The organism is Pedobacter ginsengisoli (assembly GCF_002736205.1).
GTDB classification, from domain to species: domain Bacteria; phylum Bacteroidota; class Bacteroidia; order Sphingobacteriales; family Sphingobacteriaceae; genus Pedobacter; species Pedobacter ginsengisoli_A.
Window position 1 is genome coordinate 3,010,346 of record NZ_CP024091.1, and the last position, 18,709, is coordinate 3,029,054.

Annotated in this window: 24 protein-coding genes; 17 read left to right on the forward strand and 7 right to left on the reverse strand. The window is 38.1% G+C overall.

The features are described 5' to 3' along the window. Positions 1 to 12: 12 nt before the first annotated feature. The 9 genes from hisD to CPT03_RS12415 all read left to right on the forward strand — a co-directional run bounded on the left by hisD (position 13) and on the right by CPT03_RS12415 (position 7,735). Complete coding sequence (gene hisD / locus CPT03_RS12375) at positions 13 to 1,302, forward strand: histidinol dehydrogenase (protein ID WP_099439138.1); 1,290 nt, start codon at positions 13 to 15, stop codon at positions 1,300 to 1,302. An 84-nt stretch (positions 1,303 to 1,386) separates the two neighbouring features. After that, positions 1,387 to 2,427: a histidinol-phosphate transaminase gene (hisC, locus tag CPT03_RS12380; RefSeq protein ID WP_099439139.1), complete on the forward strand. Its 1,041-nt coding sequence runs from the start codon at positions 1,387 to 1,389 to the stop codon at positions 2,425 to 2,427. Further along, positions 2,427 to 3,560 (forward strand): bifunctional histidinol-phosphatase/imidazoleglycerol-phosphate dehydratase HisB, encoded by a 1,134-nt coding sequence (gene hisB, locus CPT03_RS12385; protein ID WP_099439140.1) that lies wholly within the window; start codon positions 2,427 to 2,429, stop codon positions 3,558 to 3,560. Before hisC ends, hisB begins: the two co-directional genes overlap by 1 nt. Beyond that, positions 3,560 to 4,153 (forward strand): imidazole glycerol phosphate synthase subunit HisH, encoded by a 594-nt coding sequence (hisH, locus tag CPT03_RS12390; protein WP_099439141.1) that lies wholly within the window; start codon positions 3,560 to 3,562, stop codon positions 4,151 to 4,153. The genes hisB and hisH overlap by 1 nt, the downstream gene beginning before the upstream one ends. A gap of 1 nt (position 4,154) precedes the next feature. Beyond that, complete coding sequence (hisA, locus tag CPT03_RS12395) at positions 4,155 to 4,904, forward strand: 1-(5-phosphoribosyl)-5-[(5-phosphoribosylamino)methylideneamino]imidazole-4-carboxamide isomerase (RefSeq protein ID WP_099439142.1); 750 nt, start codon at positions 4,155 to 4,157, stop codon at positions 4,902 to 4,904. A gap of 3 nt (positions 4,905 to 4,907) precedes the next feature. Beyond that, complete coding sequence (gene hisF / locus CPT03_RS12400) at positions 4,908 to 5,663, forward strand: imidazole glycerol phosphate synthase subunit HisF (protein ID WP_099439143.1); 756 nt, start codon at positions 4,908 to 4,910, stop codon at positions 5,661 to 5,663. Positions 5,664 to 5,703: 40 nt separating this feature from the next. After that, positions 5,704 to 6,294 (forward strand): bifunctional phosphoribosyl-AMP cyclohydrolase/phosphoribosyl-ATP diphosphatase HisIE, encoded by a 591-nt coding sequence (gene hisIE, locus CPT03_RS12405; protein ID WP_099439144.1) that lies wholly within the window; start codon positions 5,704 to 5,706, stop codon positions 6,292 to 6,294. Positions 6,295 to 6,298: 4 nt separating this feature from the next. Then, positions 6,299 to 7,201, forward strand: coding sequence for a WD40 repeat domain-containing protein (locus CPT03_RS12410; RefSeq protein ID WP_099439145.1), 903 nt, complete (start codon positions 6,299 to 6,301; stop codon positions 7,199 to 7,201). A 57-nt stretch (positions 7,202 to 7,258) separates the two neighbouring features. Then, complete coding sequence (locus tag CPT03_RS12415) at positions 7,259 to 7,735, forward strand: OsmC family protein (protein WP_099439146.1); 477 nt, start codon at positions 7,259 to 7,261, stop codon at positions 7,733 to 7,735. Between the two features lie 22 nt (positions 7,736 to 7,757). Here CPT03_RS12415 and CPT03_RS12420 read toward each other — a convergent pair whose 3' ends face one another. After that, on the reverse strand, positions 7,758 to 8,537 hold the full coding sequence (locus tag CPT03_RS12420) for a C40 family peptidase (RefSeq protein ID WP_099439147.1): 780 nt from the start codon (positions 8,535 to 8,537) through the stop codon (positions 7,758 to 7,760). A gap of 82 nt (positions 8,538 to 8,619) precedes the next feature. Here CPT03_RS12420 and CPT03_RS12425 point away from each other — a divergent pair, with 82 nt between their 5' ends. Beyond that, the gene (locus CPT03_RS12425) at positions 8,620 to 9,075 is read left to right on the forward strand and encodes a universal stress protein (protein ID WP_099439148.1); all 456 of its coding nucleotides are present in this window, start codon (positions 8,620 to 8,622) and stop codon (positions 9,073 to 9,075) included. Between the two features lie 59 nt (positions 9,076 to 9,134). Here the strand turns inward: CPT03_RS12425 and CPT03_RS12430 are convergent, their stop codons facing one another. Next, positions 9,135 to 9,485: a 4Fe-4S dicluster domain-containing protein gene (locus CPT03_RS12430; protein ID WP_099439149.1), complete on the reverse strand. Its 351-nt coding sequence runs from the start codon at positions 9,483 to 9,485 to the stop codon at positions 9,135 to 9,137. Between the two features lie 77 nt (positions 9,486 to 9,562). On the opposite strand from CPT03_RS12430, the gene CPT03_RS12435 reads away from it, so the two are divergent. The 7 genes from CPT03_RS12435 to CPT03_RS12465 all read left to right on the forward strand — a co-directional run bounded on the left by CPT03_RS12435 (position 9,563) and on the right by CPT03_RS12465 (position 16,387). After that, the gene (locus tag CPT03_RS12435; RefSeq protein ID WP_099439150.1) at positions 9,563 to 10,582 is read left to right on the forward strand and encodes an acyl-CoA reductase; all 1,020 of its coding nucleotides are present in this window, start codon (positions 9,563 to 9,565) and stop codon (positions 10,580 to 10,582) included. 61 nt (positions 10,583 to 10,643) lie between these two features. Then, entirely contained in the window at positions 10,644 to 12,563 is a 1,920-nt protein-coding gene (locus CPT03_RS12440) for a gliding motility-associated C-terminal domain-containing protein (protein WP_099439151.1), read from the forward strand. A gap of 48 nt (positions 12,564 to 12,611) precedes the next feature. Then, positions 12,612 to 12,815 (forward strand): fructose-6-phosphate aldolase, encoded by a 204-nt coding sequence (locus CPT03_RS12445; protein WP_099439152.1) that lies wholly within the window; start codon positions 12,612 to 12,614, stop codon positions 12,813 to 12,815. Between the two features lie 2 nt (positions 12,816 to 12,817). Continuing rightward, positions 12,818 to 13,501, forward strand: coding sequence for a cell division ATP-binding protein FtsE (locus CPT03_RS12450; RefSeq protein WP_099439153.1), 684 nt, complete (start codon positions 12,818 to 12,820; stop codon positions 13,499 to 13,501). 128 nt (positions 13,502 to 13,629) lie between these two features. Then, positions 13,630 to 14,229: a nucleotide exchange factor GrpE gene (locus CPT03_RS12455; RefSeq protein ID WP_099439154.1), complete on the forward strand. Its 600-nt coding sequence runs from the start codon at positions 13,630 to 13,632 to the stop codon at positions 14,227 to 14,229. Positions 14,230 to 14,233: 4 nt separating this feature from the next. After that, complete coding sequence (gene dnaJ, locus CPT03_RS12460; protein ID WP_099439155.1) at positions 14,234 to 15,400, forward strand: molecular chaperone DnaJ; 1,167 nt, start codon at positions 14,234 to 14,236, stop codon at positions 15,398 to 15,400. Between the two features lie 78 nt (positions 15,401 to 15,478). Then, entirely contained in the window at positions 15,479 to 16,387 is a 909-nt protein-coding gene (locus CPT03_RS12465; protein WP_099439156.1) for an exopolyphosphatase, read from the forward strand. Here CPT03_RS12465 and CPT03_RS12470 read toward each other — a convergent pair. From CPT03_RS12470 to CPT03_RS12490, 5 genes are all read right to left on the reverse strand, one after another. Next, positions 16,384 to 16,953 carry a Maf family nucleotide pyrophosphatase gene (locus CPT03_RS12470; protein ID WP_099441102.1) on the reverse strand — a complete coding sequence of 190 codons (570 nt, stop codon included), beginning with the start codon at positions 16,951 to 16,953 and terminating at the stop codon, positions 16,384 to 16,386. The genes CPT03_RS12465 and CPT03_RS12470 overlap by 4 nt on opposite strands. A 70-nt stretch (positions 16,954 to 17,023) precedes the next feature. Next, complete coding sequence (locus CPT03_RS12475; RefSeq protein ID WP_099439157.1) at positions 17,024 to 17,425, reverse strand: periplasmic heavy metal sensor; 402 nt, start codon at positions 17,423 to 17,425, stop codon at positions 17,024 to 17,026. 114 nt (positions 17,426 to 17,539) lie between these two features. Further along, positions 17,540 to 18,067, reverse strand: coding sequence for a KdsC family phosphatase (locus CPT03_RS12480; protein ID WP_099439158.1), 528 nt, complete (start codon positions 18,065 to 18,067; stop codon positions 17,540 to 17,542). A 6-nt stretch (positions 18,068 to 18,073) separates the two neighbouring features. Continuing rightward, positions 18,074 to 18,316: a Fe-S cluster assembly protein IscX gene (gene iscX, locus CPT03_RS12485; RefSeq protein ID WP_048904286.1), complete on the reverse strand. Its 243-nt coding sequence runs from the start codon at positions 18,314 to 18,316 to the stop codon at positions 18,074 to 18,076. Positions 18,317 to 18,344: 28 nt separating this feature from the next. Next, positions 18,345 to 18,677, reverse strand: coding sequence for a 2Fe-2S iron-sulfur cluster-binding protein (locus CPT03_RS12490; RefSeq protein ID WP_099439159.1), 333 nt, complete (start codon positions 18,675 to 18,677; stop codon positions 18,345 to 18,347). Positions 18,678 to 18,709 lie beyond the last annotated feature (32 nt).

Below are 18,709 nucleotides of genomic sequence, written 5' to 3' on the forward strand. Positions count from 1 at the left end.
AAATATAACAACTTGAAAATCTACAGTTATAGTGATTTATCTAAACAAGAGATTGAATCAATCTGTTTAAGACAGCTGGAAGACGACATTACCATTCAAGACCGTGTAAAAAGCATAGTCGATGCCGTTAAAACTGATGGAGATAAGGCCTTATTCAACTTCGCCAAACAATTTGACCAGGTTGAGTTAGCGCAGTTATTCATCGATAAAAAAGAGATTGAAGAGATAGCCGCATCTATTCCTTCGGAGGCAAAAGCAGCCATAGATACCGCTTACCAAAACATCAAAACCTTTCATGCAGCACAAGCTAAAAAGGAAGAAAAGATAGAAACAATGCCAGGCGTTACCTGCTGGCGCGAGACCAGAGCTATAGACCGTGTTGGTCTTTACATACCAGGTGGTTCTGCAGTTTTACCAAGTACCTTTTTAATGCTTGGCATACCAGCTACACTTGCCGGATGCAAAGAAATTGTGGTATGTTCCCCCCCTCAAAAAGATGGAAAAACTAATTGCTACCTGGCTTATTGTGCATTAAAACTGGGGATCGAAAAGATCTATCTGGTTGGAGGTGCCCAAGCCGTTGCGGCAATGGCTTATGGAACAGAAAGCGTTCCGAAAGTATACAAGATTTTTGGCCCGGGTAACCGCTATGTAACGCAGGCAAAGCAGCTGATCCAGTCGACTACCATGACTGCGATTGATATGCCGGCAGGTCCTTCGGAGGTTTTAGTACTTGCTGATGAGACTGCCAATCCGTCATACCTTGCTTCTGACCTACTTGCACAAGCGGAGCATGGAGCTGATAGTCAGACAATTCTGGTTTCTACATCAAATGAAATTATAACTAAGACACTTGAACAGGTTGAAATTCAACTAAAAGAACTTCCAAGAAAAGATGTAACCGCCCTTGCAATAGCAAATTCGTACACTGTATTGGTTAAAGATCTGGAACAAGGCATGGAATTTAGCAACACATATGCGCCGGAACACCTGATCCTTTCAACAGAGCATTTTGAAAAGCTTATACCGCTGATTGCTAATGCCGGATCTGTCTTTTTGGGCAATTTAACTCCTGAAAGTGCCGGTGATTATGCCTCGGGCACTAATCATACCTTGCCTACAAGCGGCTTTGCGAAAGCTTATTCTGGCGTTTCGCTTGATTCGTTTGTGAAGAAGATCACCTTCCAGCACATCAGCCCTAAGGGTTTAGAAAATATTGGTAGTACAGTTGAAGTGCTTGCAGAAGCAGAGGGTTTAAGAGCACACAGGAATGCGGTAAGTATCAGATTAAAGAACAATTGAAATTAGGTTAAGCATTACGTTATCCTGACCTCGAAGAAGCTGCAAAGCATTTTTTTTTCAGGATCCCGCTTTAAAAAAAGCAACATGGACATTAATAAATTACAAAGAGAAAACATCAAAAACCTTCGCCCCTATTCAACGGCAAGGGATGAATATAAAGGGCAGGCCAGTATATTTCTGGATGCCAATGAAAACAGCTATGGCTCTCCGTTAGATCAGAATTATAACCGCTACCCGGATCCTTTACAACTTGATCTTAAGGATGCGATTAGCAAAATCAAAGGAGTTCCGATTGAAAACACCTTTCTTGGAAACGGAAGTGATGAAGCGATAGACCTTCTTTTCAGGGCATTTTGTGAGCCGGGAGTAGACAATGTAGTCATCCTTCCGCCTACTTATGGCATGTACGAAGTTTCAGCGAACATCAACAATGTTGAAATCCGTAAAGTTGATCTATTACCAAGCTTTCAGTTGGATCTTGATGGCATTGCAGAAGCCATTGATGAACACACTAAGCTGATCTTTATCTGCTCTCCAAACAACCCTACCGGAAACTCAATTATCCGTACAGATATTGAAACTGTACTGGCTAATTTTAATGGTTTAGTTGTGATAGATGAGGCTTATATTAACTATGCAAAACAGCGCACTTTTATTAAAGAATTAACTGAATATCCGAACCTTGTGGTATTGCAAACTTTCTCTAAAGCATGGGGCCTGGCAGCGCTACGCTTAGGTATGGCTTTTGCCTCTGGTTTGGTTATTGATGTATTGAATAAAGTTAAACCCCCATACAACATTAACCAAGCCACTCAGGACATTGCTTTGAAAGCTTTGGAAAACATAGAGCAGGTAAATGACTGGATTAAAATTACTGTTGAAGAAAGGGACAAACTAAGCTCAGATCTGGCAGAACTGGCAATGGTTAAAAAGGTATACCCCTCTGATGCTAATTTTATACTAATTCAGGTTGATGATGCGTTAAGTACCTACAATGCACTGGTAGATCAGGGCATCATCATCAGAGACCGATCAAAAGTATCGCTGTGCGAAGGATGTCTGCGCATCACCATCGGAACCACTCAAGAAAACGAAATCCTTTTAAAAGCCCTTAAATCACTATAATGAAGAAAGTATTATTTATAGACCGCGACGGCACACTTATTAAAGAACCTGCAGATGAGCAGATTGATTCATTTGCCAAATTAGAATTTTATCCTAAAGCGCTGTACTATCTTTCTAAAATTGCAGCAGAGCTGGATTATGAACTTGTGATGGTAACCAATCAGGATGGTTTAGGTACAGATTCTCACCCGGAAGAACACTTCTGGCCGGTACACAATTTTATTATGGATACTTTTGCAGGTGAGGGTGTTGAGTTTAGTGAGGTAATTATTGACAAAACTTTTGCCCATCAGAATGCAATAACACGCAAACCTAATACAGGCTTATTACAGCACTACTTTACTGATGCTTATGACTTGCAGCATTCTTTTGTGCTTGGCGATCGTATAAACGACGTTATTCTGGCAAAAAATCTTGGGGCAAAGGCAATATGGATCTGCAACAATGAGCAGCTTGGTGCTAATGAAAAGCTTGAAAAAGCTGAGCATTTAACGGAATATATTGCATTAAGAACGCAAAACTGGGTAGATATTTACACCATGCTTAAGGCAGGAACCAGAACAATTACTCATGAACGCAATACCAATGAGACCAAGATCAGCATTAGCATTGATCTGGATGGCACAGGTAAGGCTGATATTGACACCGGATTAAACTTCTTTAATCATATGCTTGATCAGATTGCGCGTCACGGAAGTATCGATTTAAAGATTAAAACCAATGGCGATTTGCACATTGATGAACATCATACTATTGAAGATACGGGTATTGCATTGGGAGAAGCTTTTGCAAAGGCTATAGGTAATAAACTTGGTTTGGAACGCTATGGTTTCTGCCTGCCTATGGACGATTGCTTAGCTCAGGCTGCAATAGACTTTGGCGGTAGGAACTGGATTGTTTGGGAAGCAGATTTTAAACGTGAAATGGTTGGTGATATGCCTACGGAAATGTTTTATCACTTCTTTAAATCGTTTAGCGATGCAGCAAAGTGCAACCTGAATATTAAAGCTGAAGGCGAAAATGAGCATCATAAAATTGAGGCTATATTTAAAGCATTTGCTAAGGCTATTAAAATGGCCATTAAGCGTGATGCTGAAAAGCTGGTTTTACCGAGCACTAAAGGAGTATTGTAATGATTGGAATAGTAAACTATGGCGCCGGCAACATCTTTTCCCTTACTTCTGCATTGGAAAGGCTGGCTATACCCTTCGGGATGGTAAACACAGAAGCTGATCTGGATAAATATACCCATATCATTATACCAGGCGTAGGCCATGCTGGAGCAGCAATGAGTAAACTGGAACAAACAGGACTGGTAAAGCCCATAAAAGCATTAAAAAAACCAGTGTTGGGTATCTGTGTAGGCATGCAGCTACTTACCGAACATTCGGAAGAAGGAAATGCCGATATGATGAACATTGTACCGGTTAAAACAAAACTATTTGATAAAAATGAAGGGATTAAAATCCCGCATATGGGTTGGAATAATATAGATCATAAAAACAATTCTTTGTTTGAAGGTGTTGAAAATCTGACACAATTTTACTTTGTGCATTCGTACTTTATTGAATATAACCCTACTTTTGATATCGCAACTGCAAATTATGGAAAACCATTCTCTGCAGCAGTGCAAAAGGATAATTTCTATGGCGTACAATTTCATCCGGAGAAATCCGGTATCGCCGGCGAACGTTTATTAAAAAATTTTTCAAACTTAAAACAGTAAAATGTACATAATTCCCGCAATTGATATTCTAGATGGTAAGGTTGTTCGCCTTAGAGAAGGTGATTATAACCAAAAGACAGTATATGATGTTTCCATCGCTGAAATGATAGACACTTACCGGTCTAATGGTACAGAATTCATACATATTATTGACTTAAATGGTGCAAAAGGAGATTTCAGTAACCAAGCCGAGCTTTTTGATATCATTAGAAAAACCGACATGCGTGTTCAGTACGGAGGTGGTATACGCACAATTAAGCAGGTTACAGATTTGCTTGATGCAGGTATCCATCGTGTTATTGTTGGCACACAAGCTATTACTAATCCCGATTTCTTAAAAGATCTTAGTACCGAAGTAGGTAAAAAGTATGACTATGCAAATCGTATTGTGATTGCTATTGATGTATTAGACGAAGTAATTAAGTACTCTGGATGGATGGAAAGCTCACCGATTAAGCTAATGGACTACGTTGATAAATGCTTACAACTTGGCTTTTTCAGATTTCTTTGCACAGACATCAATAAAGATGGCAAATTAGGTGGTGCTGCTGTAGAATTGTATAAAAAACTATTGGAGCACTCTCCGTTTATAAAACTAATCGCTTCTGGCGGCATCAGTTCAATGGCCGATATTGAAGAACTGGCAAACCTTGATATCCGCTCGGTAGTTGTTGGAAAGGCAATATATGAAAACAGAATTTCTATTGATGAAATTAAGCAATGGAATCTGAAGCAAATGACTTCCCTTTAATCGATGTTAAGCAAACGTATTATTCCATGCCTGGATGTTAAAGATGGGCGCACTGTTAAAGGTGTAAATTTTGTTGATCTGAAAGATGCCGGAGACCCCGTTGAACTTGCATGGCAGTATGCCCAGCAAGGGGCTGATGAACTTGTATTTTTAGACATTACTGCAACTCATGAAAGACGTGGCACTACCATAGAAATGGTAAAATCAGTTGCCCGCCAACTGAACATCCCATTTACCATTGGGGGTGGCATTACCACCATTGCTGATGCTGAGGCTTTATTAAACTCTGGTGCTGATAAAATCAGCATCAACTCGGCAGCAGTCAGAAATCCTAAATTAATTGAGGATCTGGCTAAGGCATTTGGCGTTCAGTTTGTAGTGGTAGCTGTTGACACCAAGCTGGTGGATGGCAAAAACATGGTTCATCTTAATGGAGGGCGACTAATTACTGAGCTGGAAACTGAAGATTGGATTATTAAAGCGGAAGGTTTAGGAGCCGGCGAGATTTTACTGACTTCAATGGATCATGATGGCACCAAAAATGGCTTTGACTGCTTATTACTTGATAAAATAGCTCAATCTATTAATATCCCTGTAATTGCATCCGGTGGCGCTGGTAAGGTTGAACATTTTACAGAGGTGTTTTTAGAAACGGGTGTTGATGCTGCTTTGGCAGCCTCGGTATTCCACTTTGGTGAAATCCCTATCCCGTATTTAAAGAGCGAATTAAAAAAACATAATATACCGGTAAGGTTATAGCGACATGCTTTTGCCCAGGATGCCGTAATAAATAGAAACAATGAACATAGATTTTGAAAAAACACAGGGTTTAGTACCTGTAATTATACAGGATGTACAAACCCTGGAGGTTCTAATGCTGGGTTATATGAATCAGGAGGCATGGGACAAGACACTTGCAGAAGGAAAAGTTACTTTCTTTTCGCGTAGTAAAAACAGGCTATGGACTAAGGGAGAGGAAAGCGGGAACTTTCTTTTCGTAAAGGAAACGCATATTGATTGCGATAACGACACAATCCTTATAAAGGCTACTCCCGTTGGCCCAACGTGTCATACAGGCTCTCGTAGCTGCTTTAAAACAGACTACAACCAGAACTTTATATTTGAATTGGAACAGATCATTGCCAATCGTTATAAAAACCCTTCTGAAGAGTCATATGTGAATAAGCTTCGTTCGAAAGGCCTTAACAAGATCGCACAAAAAGTAGGTGAGGAAGGTGTTGAAACCGTTATCGCTGCATTAGCAGAAACTGATGTAGACTTTGTTAACGAGAGCTCTGACCTGATCTTTCATCTATTGGTTTTACTTAGAGAAAAGGGTAAAACATTAGAAGATATTGGCTTAAACCTAAAAGGCAGGCACAGTAAATAATTATATGTTAAGGCATTTACATACACTTAGCGGTCACCAAAACCCAATCTATGCCCTTGCCAGCCCGGCTGTAAAAGAAGATGTTTTTTTTAGTGCAGGTAACGACAAGGGGGTTGTTGAATGGTCATTAAAAACAATGACCTTTGTTAAGGTTCTGGCGCCCGTACAAAGTTCTGTATATGCTTTACATAGTTATAATGACTTACTCTTTATAGCGCAAAGAAGTGGCTTAATACTTGTATTTGATATAAAACTTGAAAAAGTTACTGCAACATTAAGTCATCACCAAAAAGGAGTATTTGACCTGAAAACTATTGCTTACAAGAACGAACTTTTAAGTACTGGAGAAGACGGAACGGTTGCCGTATGGTCATTAAAAGATTTCTCTTTACTTTACAATTTTCCGGTTTTACAAAATACAGTACGCACTATTGCCATAAGCAATTCGGAAGAGGAAGTAGCCCTTGGATGTAAGGATGGTATCATTAGGGTTTACAATTCTCTTGATTATAGCCTAACTGCCGAATTGAGCGAACATAAACTACCCATTACTTCTCTGCAATATTCTCCGGATGGATCTTCTTTAATTTCAGGTGGACGAGATGCGCAATTAAAGGTATGGAGTTTACCAGACTACCAATTGGTAAATAATATAGCCGCACACATGTTTAGTGTCTATACTATCGCCTTCCACCCCACCCAGCCTTATTTTGCTACCTGCAGCCAGGACAAGAGTATTAAGCTATGGGGAGCTAATGATTTTAAGCTTTATAAGATCCTTAGTTTAGAGAAGAATACGGAAGGACATTTCCATTCCATCAACAAACTTATTTGGAGTTCTGATGGTAAATACCTGATCTCCACGGGAGACGATAGGCAGATAATGATTTGGGAGTTTAATTCTTAAACTATACTATTTTTTTAAGGAAAGTTTTTTTAAATTGGAGGCTACTAAGTATAAGTTATGGCCAAAGAACATCTATATCAAACGAGTTTAACATGGACAGGTAATAAAGGTTCTGGAACAATGGACTACCGGTCGTACGAAAGAAGTTATATTATATCAATAGACCATAAGGCAGATATCCAGGGATCATCAGATTCTGCATTTCTTGGTGATAAAACCAAGCACAATCCTGAAGACTTACTGGTTTCATCACTATCATCATGTCATATGCTTTGGTTTTTACATCTGTGCTCTCAAAATGAGATCATTGTATTGGATTACACCGACAATGCCGTGGGAAAAATGACTGAAGAAGCTAGTGGAAGCGGGCATTTTACCGAAGTTATTTTAAACCCTGTAGTAGTGATTAATAGAGAAGAGCATGTAGAAAAAGCTAATTCATTACACGAGCAGGCAAACAAAATGTGTTTTATAGCGAACTCCTGTAATTTCCCGGTTTCGCATAACCCCAAATGTATTGTAGAAAAGGGCTAAATTTATTAAACATTTAGAATTGTTAAGTTAACCGCTTAACAATTCTAAGTTTATGAGAGTACCTCCCCAATTCTGCATTATAAATTCCTTGATTGTCCATTGGGTCTATCCTAACTTTACCTGAAGCATGGATAATATCGGTTGTATTTAGCATAATACCGACGTGGATAATACGTCCATTTTCATTATCAAAAAAAGCCACATCTCCGGGTTTAACTTCAGGCAAAAAATCAACGATTTCACCTTGTTCAGCCTGTTGCCAGGCATCCCGGTTTAATTGTATGCCTTGTAATTTAAATACAATCTGCGCAAATCCTGAGCAGTCCATTCCAAATAAATTCTTACCGCCCCATAAATAAGCAACATTCTGAAAGAAAAGCGCTGTATTTATAATATCGGTTGGCTCGGTACCAGAAACCACTTTTGGGTTAAATAAAACCTTATACTTTTCATTACCAATGCTGCAATACCCATTATTAAATGAAGGGAGATTACTGCCTGGAGAGAGGTAATATTTACTGCCTTCGGTATCTGTAATTATATTTACAATTTCGGCAGGTGCCAGGTATTTACAATTATGGTTATTTGTATACTCATCTAAAGATACTTCTGTTAACTGCTTAAAATCCATCCAACCCTCATATCCGTCATAAGCATTACGTACCTGCCACCACTTTTCGGTTTTTGAGATGATCTCCACATGATCACCAAAAAGCAACTGAGAGGCAATTTCTGCTCTGTCTGATGGCTCAGATCTTAAGGGCGCTACTGCCACCCTACATATTCCATAGTATTGTTCCATAGCATAAAATCAATGGTATAAATGTAAACTTTTGCTCAGTTATTTTGTTATTTTTATAGTATAAACCTTAATCTATAAGACGATGAACCTCAAAAAAATTTTAATTGCAGTTGACAATAGTACATGTTCAGAAAAAGCAGCAAAAGTTGGTTATGAAGTAGCAAAAACATTTGGCGCAGAGGTAGCACTTGTTAATATTATAGAGCCAGTGCCTGCAAATATAAGCCCTGATTTGACATTAGCCCCTGTTTTTTTGGAAACCTACGATAACAGTGAAGAAAATAGTCATTTATTGTTAAAAGAAATTGAAACTAAATTTAGTCACGGTATAGCTACTACTTATTTAAGTGTAGTTGATAGCGCTGCACACGGTATTATACAACAATCTGATGAATATGGTTCTGATCTTATTGTAATTGGCACTTACGGCCGTACTGGTCTGTATCACTTTTTAATGGGAAGTGTGGCTGAGCATGTGGCTAGAAAATCGGCCTGCCCTGTTTTAATTGTGCCAAACAAGTATGAAGAAAAAGAGTAAATAAAAAAAAGGGTGTACCATTATCATGATACACCCTCATATAAATTAAATTATTATAGCTAGTTCTCTTGGTGTAACCAAGCTTTTTTAGCCAATAATTCTTCTTCTGTTTCGCGAACATCTTCGTCATCAACACAGCAATCTACCGGACAAACCGCAGCACATTGAGGTTCATCATGAAAGCCTTTACATTCTGTACACTTATCCGAAACAATATAATAGACCTCGTCAGATCCTGCATCCTGTGCAGCTCCCGCATCTATTTGTTTGTCGCCAAAATCGATAATACCATCTAAGTTAGTACCATCAGAAAATCTCCAGGCTGTGCCTGCATCATAAATTGCATTATTTGGGCATTCAGGCTCACATGCTCCGCAGTTAATACATTCGTCTGTTATTTTAATAGCCATGTCTTCGTGTAAATCTATTGCTAAGGGTTAACTTTGCAATGCAAATATAACACTTAAACTTTAAAATTGTTGGAAATATGCCAATCCTTACTGCGGAAAAACTAATTATTGCATTAAAAAAACTTAGCGACTACATGGTCAATCCTGATCTGGAATTTAAAAACCTGATCTGGAGGGCTCAAAACAGCAATGCCTGGTTTACTAAAGATGAGGTTGAAAGAGCCTTAAATGCCTTGCATAAAATGCTTAACCAGCAAGACCTTGAAACATGGTTTAAAGATATTACAATTAATAAAACCCCTAAAAAAGTTGGGCTTATCCTTGCCGGAAACATCCCTTTGGTAGGCTTTCATGATATATTGTCTGTATTATCAACAGGAAACATCGCTCTGATTAAACTATCTTCATCGGACGACAAATTACTACCTGCCCTACTTGCTCAGCTGATTATTATTGAGCCTGAATTAGCTGACTATATTATTTATGTTGATCGTTTGAAAGATTTTGATGCAGTAATAGCTACTGGCAGCAATAATACTTCGAGGTATTTTGATTTTTATTTTGGCAAAGTTCCAAACATCATTCGTAAAAATAGAAATAGTGTTGCTGTTCTATCCGGACAGGAAACTCCATCGGAAATTGCATCTCTTGGTCATGATATTTTTGATTACTTCGGATTGGGTTGCAGAAATGTTTCTAAATTATTTATCCCTGAAGATTATAATATTAAAAATCTTTTTGAACCAATTGAACATTTCAAAGAAATTATTAATCATTTTAAATACAACAACAATTACGATTACAACAAGTCTATTTATCTGGTAAATATGGCTGAGCATTACGACAATGGTTTCTTACTGTTAAAGGAAGACCCTGGAATGTCTTCTCCGCTGGCTGTATTGTATTATGAACGATACAAGAATATCGAAGATGTTGCAGCTAAATTACAGGCAGAAGAAGAGAACATTCAATGTGTGGTAAGTAATGTGCCTTTTGAATTAAAAACCGATGTACTAGGATTTGGGGAGAGCCAGATTCCAAAACTTTGGGATTATGCAGACAATGTAAATACCATAGATTTTTTGAGTTCGATATAAGCAAATTAATTGTTTAAAATACAGTGAATAAGCATTATATTGTATTGCTTAAATTACTGTGTTGACCAAGGGGTACATAAAAATTATTGCTCTATTTTTAATTTTTACCTTTAATGCTGCAAAGGTTAAGGCACAGGTATGTACCGGTTCATTGGGAGATCCGGTAGTAAATATAGATTTTGGAAGGGGAAGTGATGATGCTGGCCCTGATCCCGGTTTAAGTACTTACACCTATGTAAGTCATAGAAATGTTCGGGATGGTGACTATACCATAGCAAAAACCACGCTGGCAATGAATGCGAACTGGTATACAGTAACCAATCATACTCCAAACGATCCAGACGGTTATATGATGGTTGTGAATGCGGATCGCAATAGGGGCGTTTTTTTTGAAACAATAGTCCAGACTGACCTTTGTGCAAATACCAAATATGAGTTTGCGGCTTGGCTGTTTAATATGCTCGACTATAATGGACTAAAACCAAACATCACATTCGTTGTATCCGATATGAACGGCAATGTACTACGTTCATACGACACTGGGGATATTCCAGACCAGAACAACAATTGGCGACAGTATGGTTTCATCTTTCAAACCACAACAGCTACCCGTGTAAAGATCACAATGATCAACAACGTTTTTAATGAAAGAGATGCCGGAGGCAATGACATAGTAATAGATGACATTACTTTCAGGGCATGCGGACCAGACATTAAGGCTGGGGTAGGCAGCAATTTTAACCGGATTCAGGATATTTGCCTGGGAGCAAATGCCAACTTAAACTTATCAAGCCAGATAGCGGGTTCAGAAACGTTCCGTTTTCAGTGGCAAAAACAAACTGATGGCATCTGGTCTGATATTGCAGGAGCTACCGACCCATCAAACTATAATGTGCAAATTCCTAATGCAAGTCTGGGTTCATACAATTATAGACTGACCGCTGCAGAACCAGGAAACTTTAATTCTCAGGGTTGTCGTACGGCTTCCGAAACCATAACCATCAGAGTTAATCCTCCGCCAGTAGTAAATCCCATAAGTAATGGGCCTATATGCGTAGGAGACGCAATTATGTTACATGTAGAGAATGAAGGCACTTATATATGGCGAAGGCCTGATGGCACAGAATTTTCCAGGGAAAAGTCCCCCTCAATCCTAAATGCTACCACTAGTATGTCTGGCTCCTATAGCGTTACAGTAAACTACCTTGGATGTGAAGTTACCGCTGAAGTGGCCGTAGATGTTATTCCACCACCCCAGCCCAACGTAGGAAACCCAGCCCCTCAGATTTGTGCAGGAACAAGCGTTCAGTTAAATGCATCTGGAGGCACAAGCTATAAGTGGTCTCCGGAAACCGGGCTGTCTGATCCTAATATAGCCAACCCTATAGCTTCACCAGCTGTGACTACCCTATATACCGTACAGGTAACAAGAGGTACCTGCTACAGAGAAGCCCAGGTAAATGTGATTGTCAATAAAGTTCCTACGGCTGATGCAGGTCCTGATAAAAAAATATTGCAGGGATATGATGTCAAACTAAATGGAAAAGCTTCTGGTGATGGGATACGCTATTTCTGGACTCCCGCTCTCGATATTGATGACGCAAATTCACTTAACCCCAAAGTATCGCCAAAAGAAGATACCAATTACATTCTGAACGTGGTATCAGATCTGGGTTGTGAAACTGCCTTAGATACGGTATTTGTAAAGGTTTATCCAAAGCTAATTGCTCCAAATGCTTTTAGCCCAAATGGCGATAATATTAATGACAGCTGGAATATTACCGCCATTGATGCTGTTGAGAGCCCGGTAGTTAAAGTAATGAATCGTTACGGGAACCTTGTTTTTGAAAGCACGGGATATGAAAAGCCATGGGATGGAAAATATAGAAATGAGGACGTTCCTGTGGGCGTATACTACTATATTATTGATCTAAAAAATGGCATGAAACCTATAACCGGATCTCTTACCGTGATTAGATAAATACATGATATGCCATATTTATCGATTTGAAATACTATTTTTGACCTGATGTATGTTATTAAAGTAAAAGGCATTGCCAAGATCCCTGATTATGTACAATTAAGGGATGATAAATTTACCCTATTGGCTTACTTTAGGGTAGACAGGCCTGATAAATCACTTGAGAAATTAGGCTTCGGTGATAAATTGCCTTACATTATGAATTTTGTAAATGATTTGCCTTTTGGACAAATTGCTAAAATAGATATTTAAAAATGACAGGAAACGCAGTTATAAATCTAAAGAATGTAGATGTATTTCAACAAAAACACCTGGTTTTATCAGATGTAAATTTAAATGTTGATAAGGGGGAATTCGTTTTTTTAATTGGTCAAACCGGTTCCGGTAAAAGTAGTTTGCTTAAAATCATTTACGGAGATCTTCATATTGGTAACGGCAATGGCCAAATAGCTGGTTTTGATTTAAAAAATCTTGCAATTAAAGATGTTCCCTTTTTACGCAGGAAATTAGGTATTGTATTTCAGGATTTCCAATTACTTACAGACAGAACTATTGAAAAAAACCTGGAGTTTGTATTAAAGGCTACCGGATGGAAAGATCAGGCCTTAATTGAAGAACGCATTAAAGATGTTCTTGAAAAGGTAGGTTTACGATCGAAGATCAGAAAAATGCCTCATGAGCTTTCAGGTGGCGAGCAACAACGCGTTGTGATTGCACGTGCATTATTAAATAATCCTGAAATAATACTTGCTGATGAGCCTACAGGAAACTTAGATCCTGATACATCAGAAGAAATAGTAATGTTGCTTAGGCAAATTAGTCAGAGTGGAACTGCTGTACTTATGGCTACCCATGATTATCATATTATAAGAACCTTCCCTTCAAGAATCATTAAATGTGAAGGAGGTATTGTTCATGAAGATGCAGAAATTGTTTAAATATCAAAATCTGACAAAACATTCCTTTTAAGTCATTTGCGTCAGTTTATCTTAAATAAAACTGACACCATGACTGATATATTTCATTGGCAAAACTTTTGAGTTTACAATCAAAATTCTACTATACCATGTTTAGCAAGAAGAAAAAGAACGAGAATACTGATCCAATTGTGAAAAATAACGCTGAAGAGCAGATGAATAATACCGAAGATCAAATAAATACTGAAGAGACAACTGTAGAAAATCCGGTTGCCGAAACCGAAGTTGCACCCGAGCTATCAGCTGAAGAAAAATTACAACAGGAAAATGCAGCATTAAATGATAAATACCTGCGATTGTTTGCTGAATTTGACAATTACAAACGTCGTACTCAAAAAGAACGTGTAGAGCTTTTACAAACTGCCGGAAAAGATGTAGTAATTTCATTATTACCTGTGTTAGATGATTTTGATCGTGCAAATAAGGCAATAGAGACTGCTACTGATATAAATCCAATTCGCGAAGGTGTTGCATTGGTACATAATAAGCTAAAAAGTATTTTAGCTCAAAAGGGATTAAAAGAAATTGAAAGCATTAATACTGTTTTTGATACTGACAACCATGAGGCTATTACTAAAATACCTGCGCCTAGTGAAGAGTTAAAAGGAAAAGTAATGGATGAATTAGAGAAAGGCTACACTTTGAATGATAAAGTGATCCGCTTTGCTAAAGTTGTAGTGGGTAGTTAAAATTATGAGTAAGAAAGATTTTTATGATGTACTTGGTGTAACCAAAAGCGCATCTGCCGAAGAAATTAAAAAGGCTTATCGAAAACTGGCCATTAAATTTCACCCTGATAAAAATCCTGGTGATAAAGCTGCCGAGGATAGCTTTAAAGAAGCTGCCGAAGCTTATGAGATTTTAAGTAATCCGGAAAAGAAACAACGTTATGACCATTATGGCCATGCCGGTGTTGGTGGAGCATCAGGCGGCGGATATGGCGGTGGTGGAATGAACATGGAAGATATCTTCAGTCAGTTTGGAGATATTTTTGGTGGCGGCGGTGGTAGCCCTTTCGAAAGCTTTTTTGGAGGGGGAGGTCAGCAATCGCGCGGTGGCCGACGTGTTGCCAAAGGAACCAACCTTCGCATCAAAGTAAAACTTACTCTTGAAGAAATTGCCAACGGCACAGAGAAAAAAATCAAAGTAAATAAACAAATTAGCTGTAAAACATGCGACGGAACAGGAGCTAAAGACCGCTCTTCTGTAAGTACATGCAAAACCTGTGGTGGAAGTGGAGCCGTTCGTAGAGTAACCAACACTATTCTTGGCCAGATGCAAACCAGCTCTACCTGCCCTACTTGTAACGGTAGCGGACAGCAAATTACAGCTAAATGTACATCTTGTCATGGTGATGGTATAGTTCGTGGTGAAGAAACCATTACTATCAATATCCCTGCTGGTGTAAGTGACGGCATGCAATTAAGTATGAGTGGAAAAGGTAATGCTGCCCCTAGCGGTGGTATCCCCGGAGATCTGATCATCCTGATTGAAGAAATACCTCATGAAACTTTAAAACGTGAAGGAAATAATGTGGTCTATGATTTACATGTTTCTATCATTGATGCAGCATTAGGCTATAGTGCCGAAGTTCCAACTATTGATGGTAAAGCAAAAATCAAAATTGAACCAGGTACCCAAAGCGGAAAATTATTGCGCTTAAAAGGTAAAGGTATTCCTGAAATCAATTCATATCACAGAGGCGATGAGATTATCCATGTAAACATATGGACTCCAAAGGCTTTAAGCTCAGAAGAAAGAAGCATGCTTGAAAAATTAAGAGAGTCTCCTAATTTCAAACCACAACCTGGTAAACATGATAAGAGTTTCTTTGAGAAAATGAAGGAATATTTCGAATAATAATTAAATAGTTTTTATAAAAAGCCATCCTTTCCGGATGGCTTTTTTTTTGCACTTTTACCTTAAAATACACCCTTAATGAGAGCTGCAGTTATTGATCTTGGTACTAATACCTTCCACCTTATAATAGCAGATATATCTGATGCTAACGTTCAGATCATCTATAAAACAAATGTTCCGGTTAGGCTTGGCCAGGGACGAATTAATGAAAACATCATTATCCCGGAAGCATTTGAGCGTGGAGTTGAAACACTAAAAATCTTTAAACAACAAATTGATAAGTATAAGGCCCAGCAAACAGTAGCTGTCGCCACTTCGGCAGTAAGAAGCGCCACCAATGGAAAGGATTTTGTTGATGCCGTAAGGAAAAATGCCAGTATTAATATACAGGTTATTGATGGTGATAAAGAAGCTGAATACATTTATAACGGAGTAAAAGCTACAGGCATAATCAATGGCACATCATTGATTATGGATATAGGTGGTGGAAGCACTGAATTTATAATCTGCGACAATAATAAACTATTGTGGAAGAAAAGCTATAACATAGGTGCTGCCAGGTTAATGCAGGCTTATTTCCATTCTGATCCAATTAGTGAGCAAGATAAATCTGCTATAATTAATCATTTAAACAATGAACTAACCGATTTAAAAGAAGCTTGTATATTATTTAAGCCTAATCATCTAATAGGATCTGCAGGAGCTTTTGAGACCTTTGCCGGCATGCTTTTAAAAGAAGACATTGAAATAAAGAATATAAAATCCGCATCTATAGCATTTACCACTTACAATAGCCTATCTGAAAAGCTAATTGCATCTACACACGCAGAACGAGAAAACATGCCTGACCTGATAGAATTAAGGGTAGATATGATAGTTATTGCCGCGATTCTTACAAATCATATTCTATCAATGTCTGAGATTAAAGAGATTAGCCTGTCTACCTACGATTTAAAAATGGGTGTTCTATATTCCTTTGCAGATTAAAAAGCAACCAGGGCTTTATACAGTTTTTCTGTTGGCAAGCCCATTACATTTGTATAAGAACCAATAATCTTATCAACAGCTACCAGACCTATCCAATCCTGAATACCATAAGCACCTGCTTTATCAAAAGGATTAAAATTAGTGATATAAAATTCAATCTGCTCTGCGGTTAACGGATTAAAAAATACTTCAGTAACATCGTAAAAGGAATGTGTTTTACCGGCATGGACAATACTAACCCCTGTATAAACCTGATGATTTGTGCCTGAAAGTTTGCTTAGCATTTCTGTAGCGTGGGTAGCATCTTCAGGTTTACCTAATATTTCGTTATTATAGGCAACAATGGTATCAGCGGTAACTACAATGCTTTCATTACTAATATCAGCAAATGCTGCGGCCTTCTTTTCGGCAATATAAATTGCAATTTCTGCTGGTAATAAATCCTCCGGATAGCTTTCATCCACATCCTTTAAAACTACTTTAAAATCAAGATTCATAGATTTCATCAATTCCTGTCTTCTTGGAGATTTTGAGGCGAGTATTATCGGAAGTTTCTGCTTGTACATAAATAAAATTTGTCCAAAAATAATAAAAGCGGCCATACACCGCTTCTATTATTTTTAAATCTTTCTATAATTATTGACCTCCGCCGTTACCTTCTTGTCTTTTTTTCATAGCTTCTTTTCTTTCCTCTTTCCAGGTAGTATAAGCTTTTTTCTGATCATCATTTAATAAGGCACTAATTTTAGCATCACTTTCCTCATTAGATTTTACCATTGCGGCCCTCATTGCATCTCTATCTCCCGCAGCATCTTCACGTAATTTTTTCATTCCCTCGGCTTGCTCCAGATATATGGCAGAAACTTTGGTTTGCTGATCTGCTGTAAGGCTTAACTTTTTAGTAAGCATCTCAGTATTTCTTTTTGCTCTTTCTTCAGGTGTTCCGCCTCTGCGACCACCATTTCCCTGACCTTGTTGTGCTTGTGCAAATGTTACCACACTGAATAACAATCCGCAGATAATCAATAATTTTTTCATACTTTTTTACTTTTTAATGGTTACAAAGCTTTCAGCTTCGGTTTTGTAAAAAATTAGAGTATGAACCCAAGAATAGGTTTAATCTAAAAATCGTAACATAATTGTTGCAGATTATTACTTGCCTGAATCGGCTGCTGATGGGTTCTCATCGAACCATTTCTGCTGTACTTTAAGTACCTTTTCCACAATATCGCGAACTGCGGTTTTCCCCCCTGGGTATGGCGAAACATATTCTGAAATAGCTTTTATTTCAGGAACAGCATCTGAAGGGCATGTTGGAAGCCCTGCCAGTTGCATTACCTTAAGATCGGGAATATCATCTCCCATATACAACACTTCACTGGCAGTGAGATTGTATTTGGTTAGAAGAGAGCTAAATACTTCTACCTTATCTGAAACACCCAGAAATACTTCGGCAATGCCTAAACCTTCAAAACGTCTTTGCATTGCCAAACCCTTACCTCCAGAGATTATACAAATGAGATATCCCCGTTTTACGGCTAACTGTAAAGCATAACCATCCTTAATATTAAATGTACGCAGAAACTCTCCACTATCTGATGCTATAATATCACCATTGGTAAGTACACCATCCACATCAAAAATAAGGGTGGTAATCTCTTTAAGCTTCTGCAGAAACATATCTTATTAATCTTGATTATCTCTCCATTCGTAAACCCAGGCCGACTGAATTTGCTCCAAATGACCTTCGCTACTTTCTTCTCTGGTGCCTTTAAAATTAGGTAATTCCAATACCCATTCTATTAACTCAGTAAATCTGATGCGATATATTTTAGCTTCGTTAAAATCATCACCAAATTTCTCATACAACTCCTGGGCTATATCTTCATGGTCATTCCAGTATATTGGTAAAGCAAATTTATCTTGCATGTTTCTGTATAATTTATTGTTTTATTAATTAGTGACCTAAAAACTCTGATTGATCTGGAATAGTTACTTCTATATCCCCATCTATAACAACGCACTGACATCCTAATCGCGAAGTAATTCTAGGACGAACAGCCCTGTCAATAAAGTCCTCCTCTTTGTCAGAAATTTCCTGGATATTATCCATACCCTTTAATACGTAAACATGACAGGTACTGCAGCCACAAACTCCACCGCAATTGTGCTGTAATTCTATTCCGTGATCTAAACAAGCATCAAGAACCGATTCTCCACTTACAATGGGTAATTCAATGGCTTCTTTTCCTTGTTCTTCAAAATTTATCTTTAATTTAAAAATACTCATAATTCGATTCAAAAATAAGCACGAAAAACGGC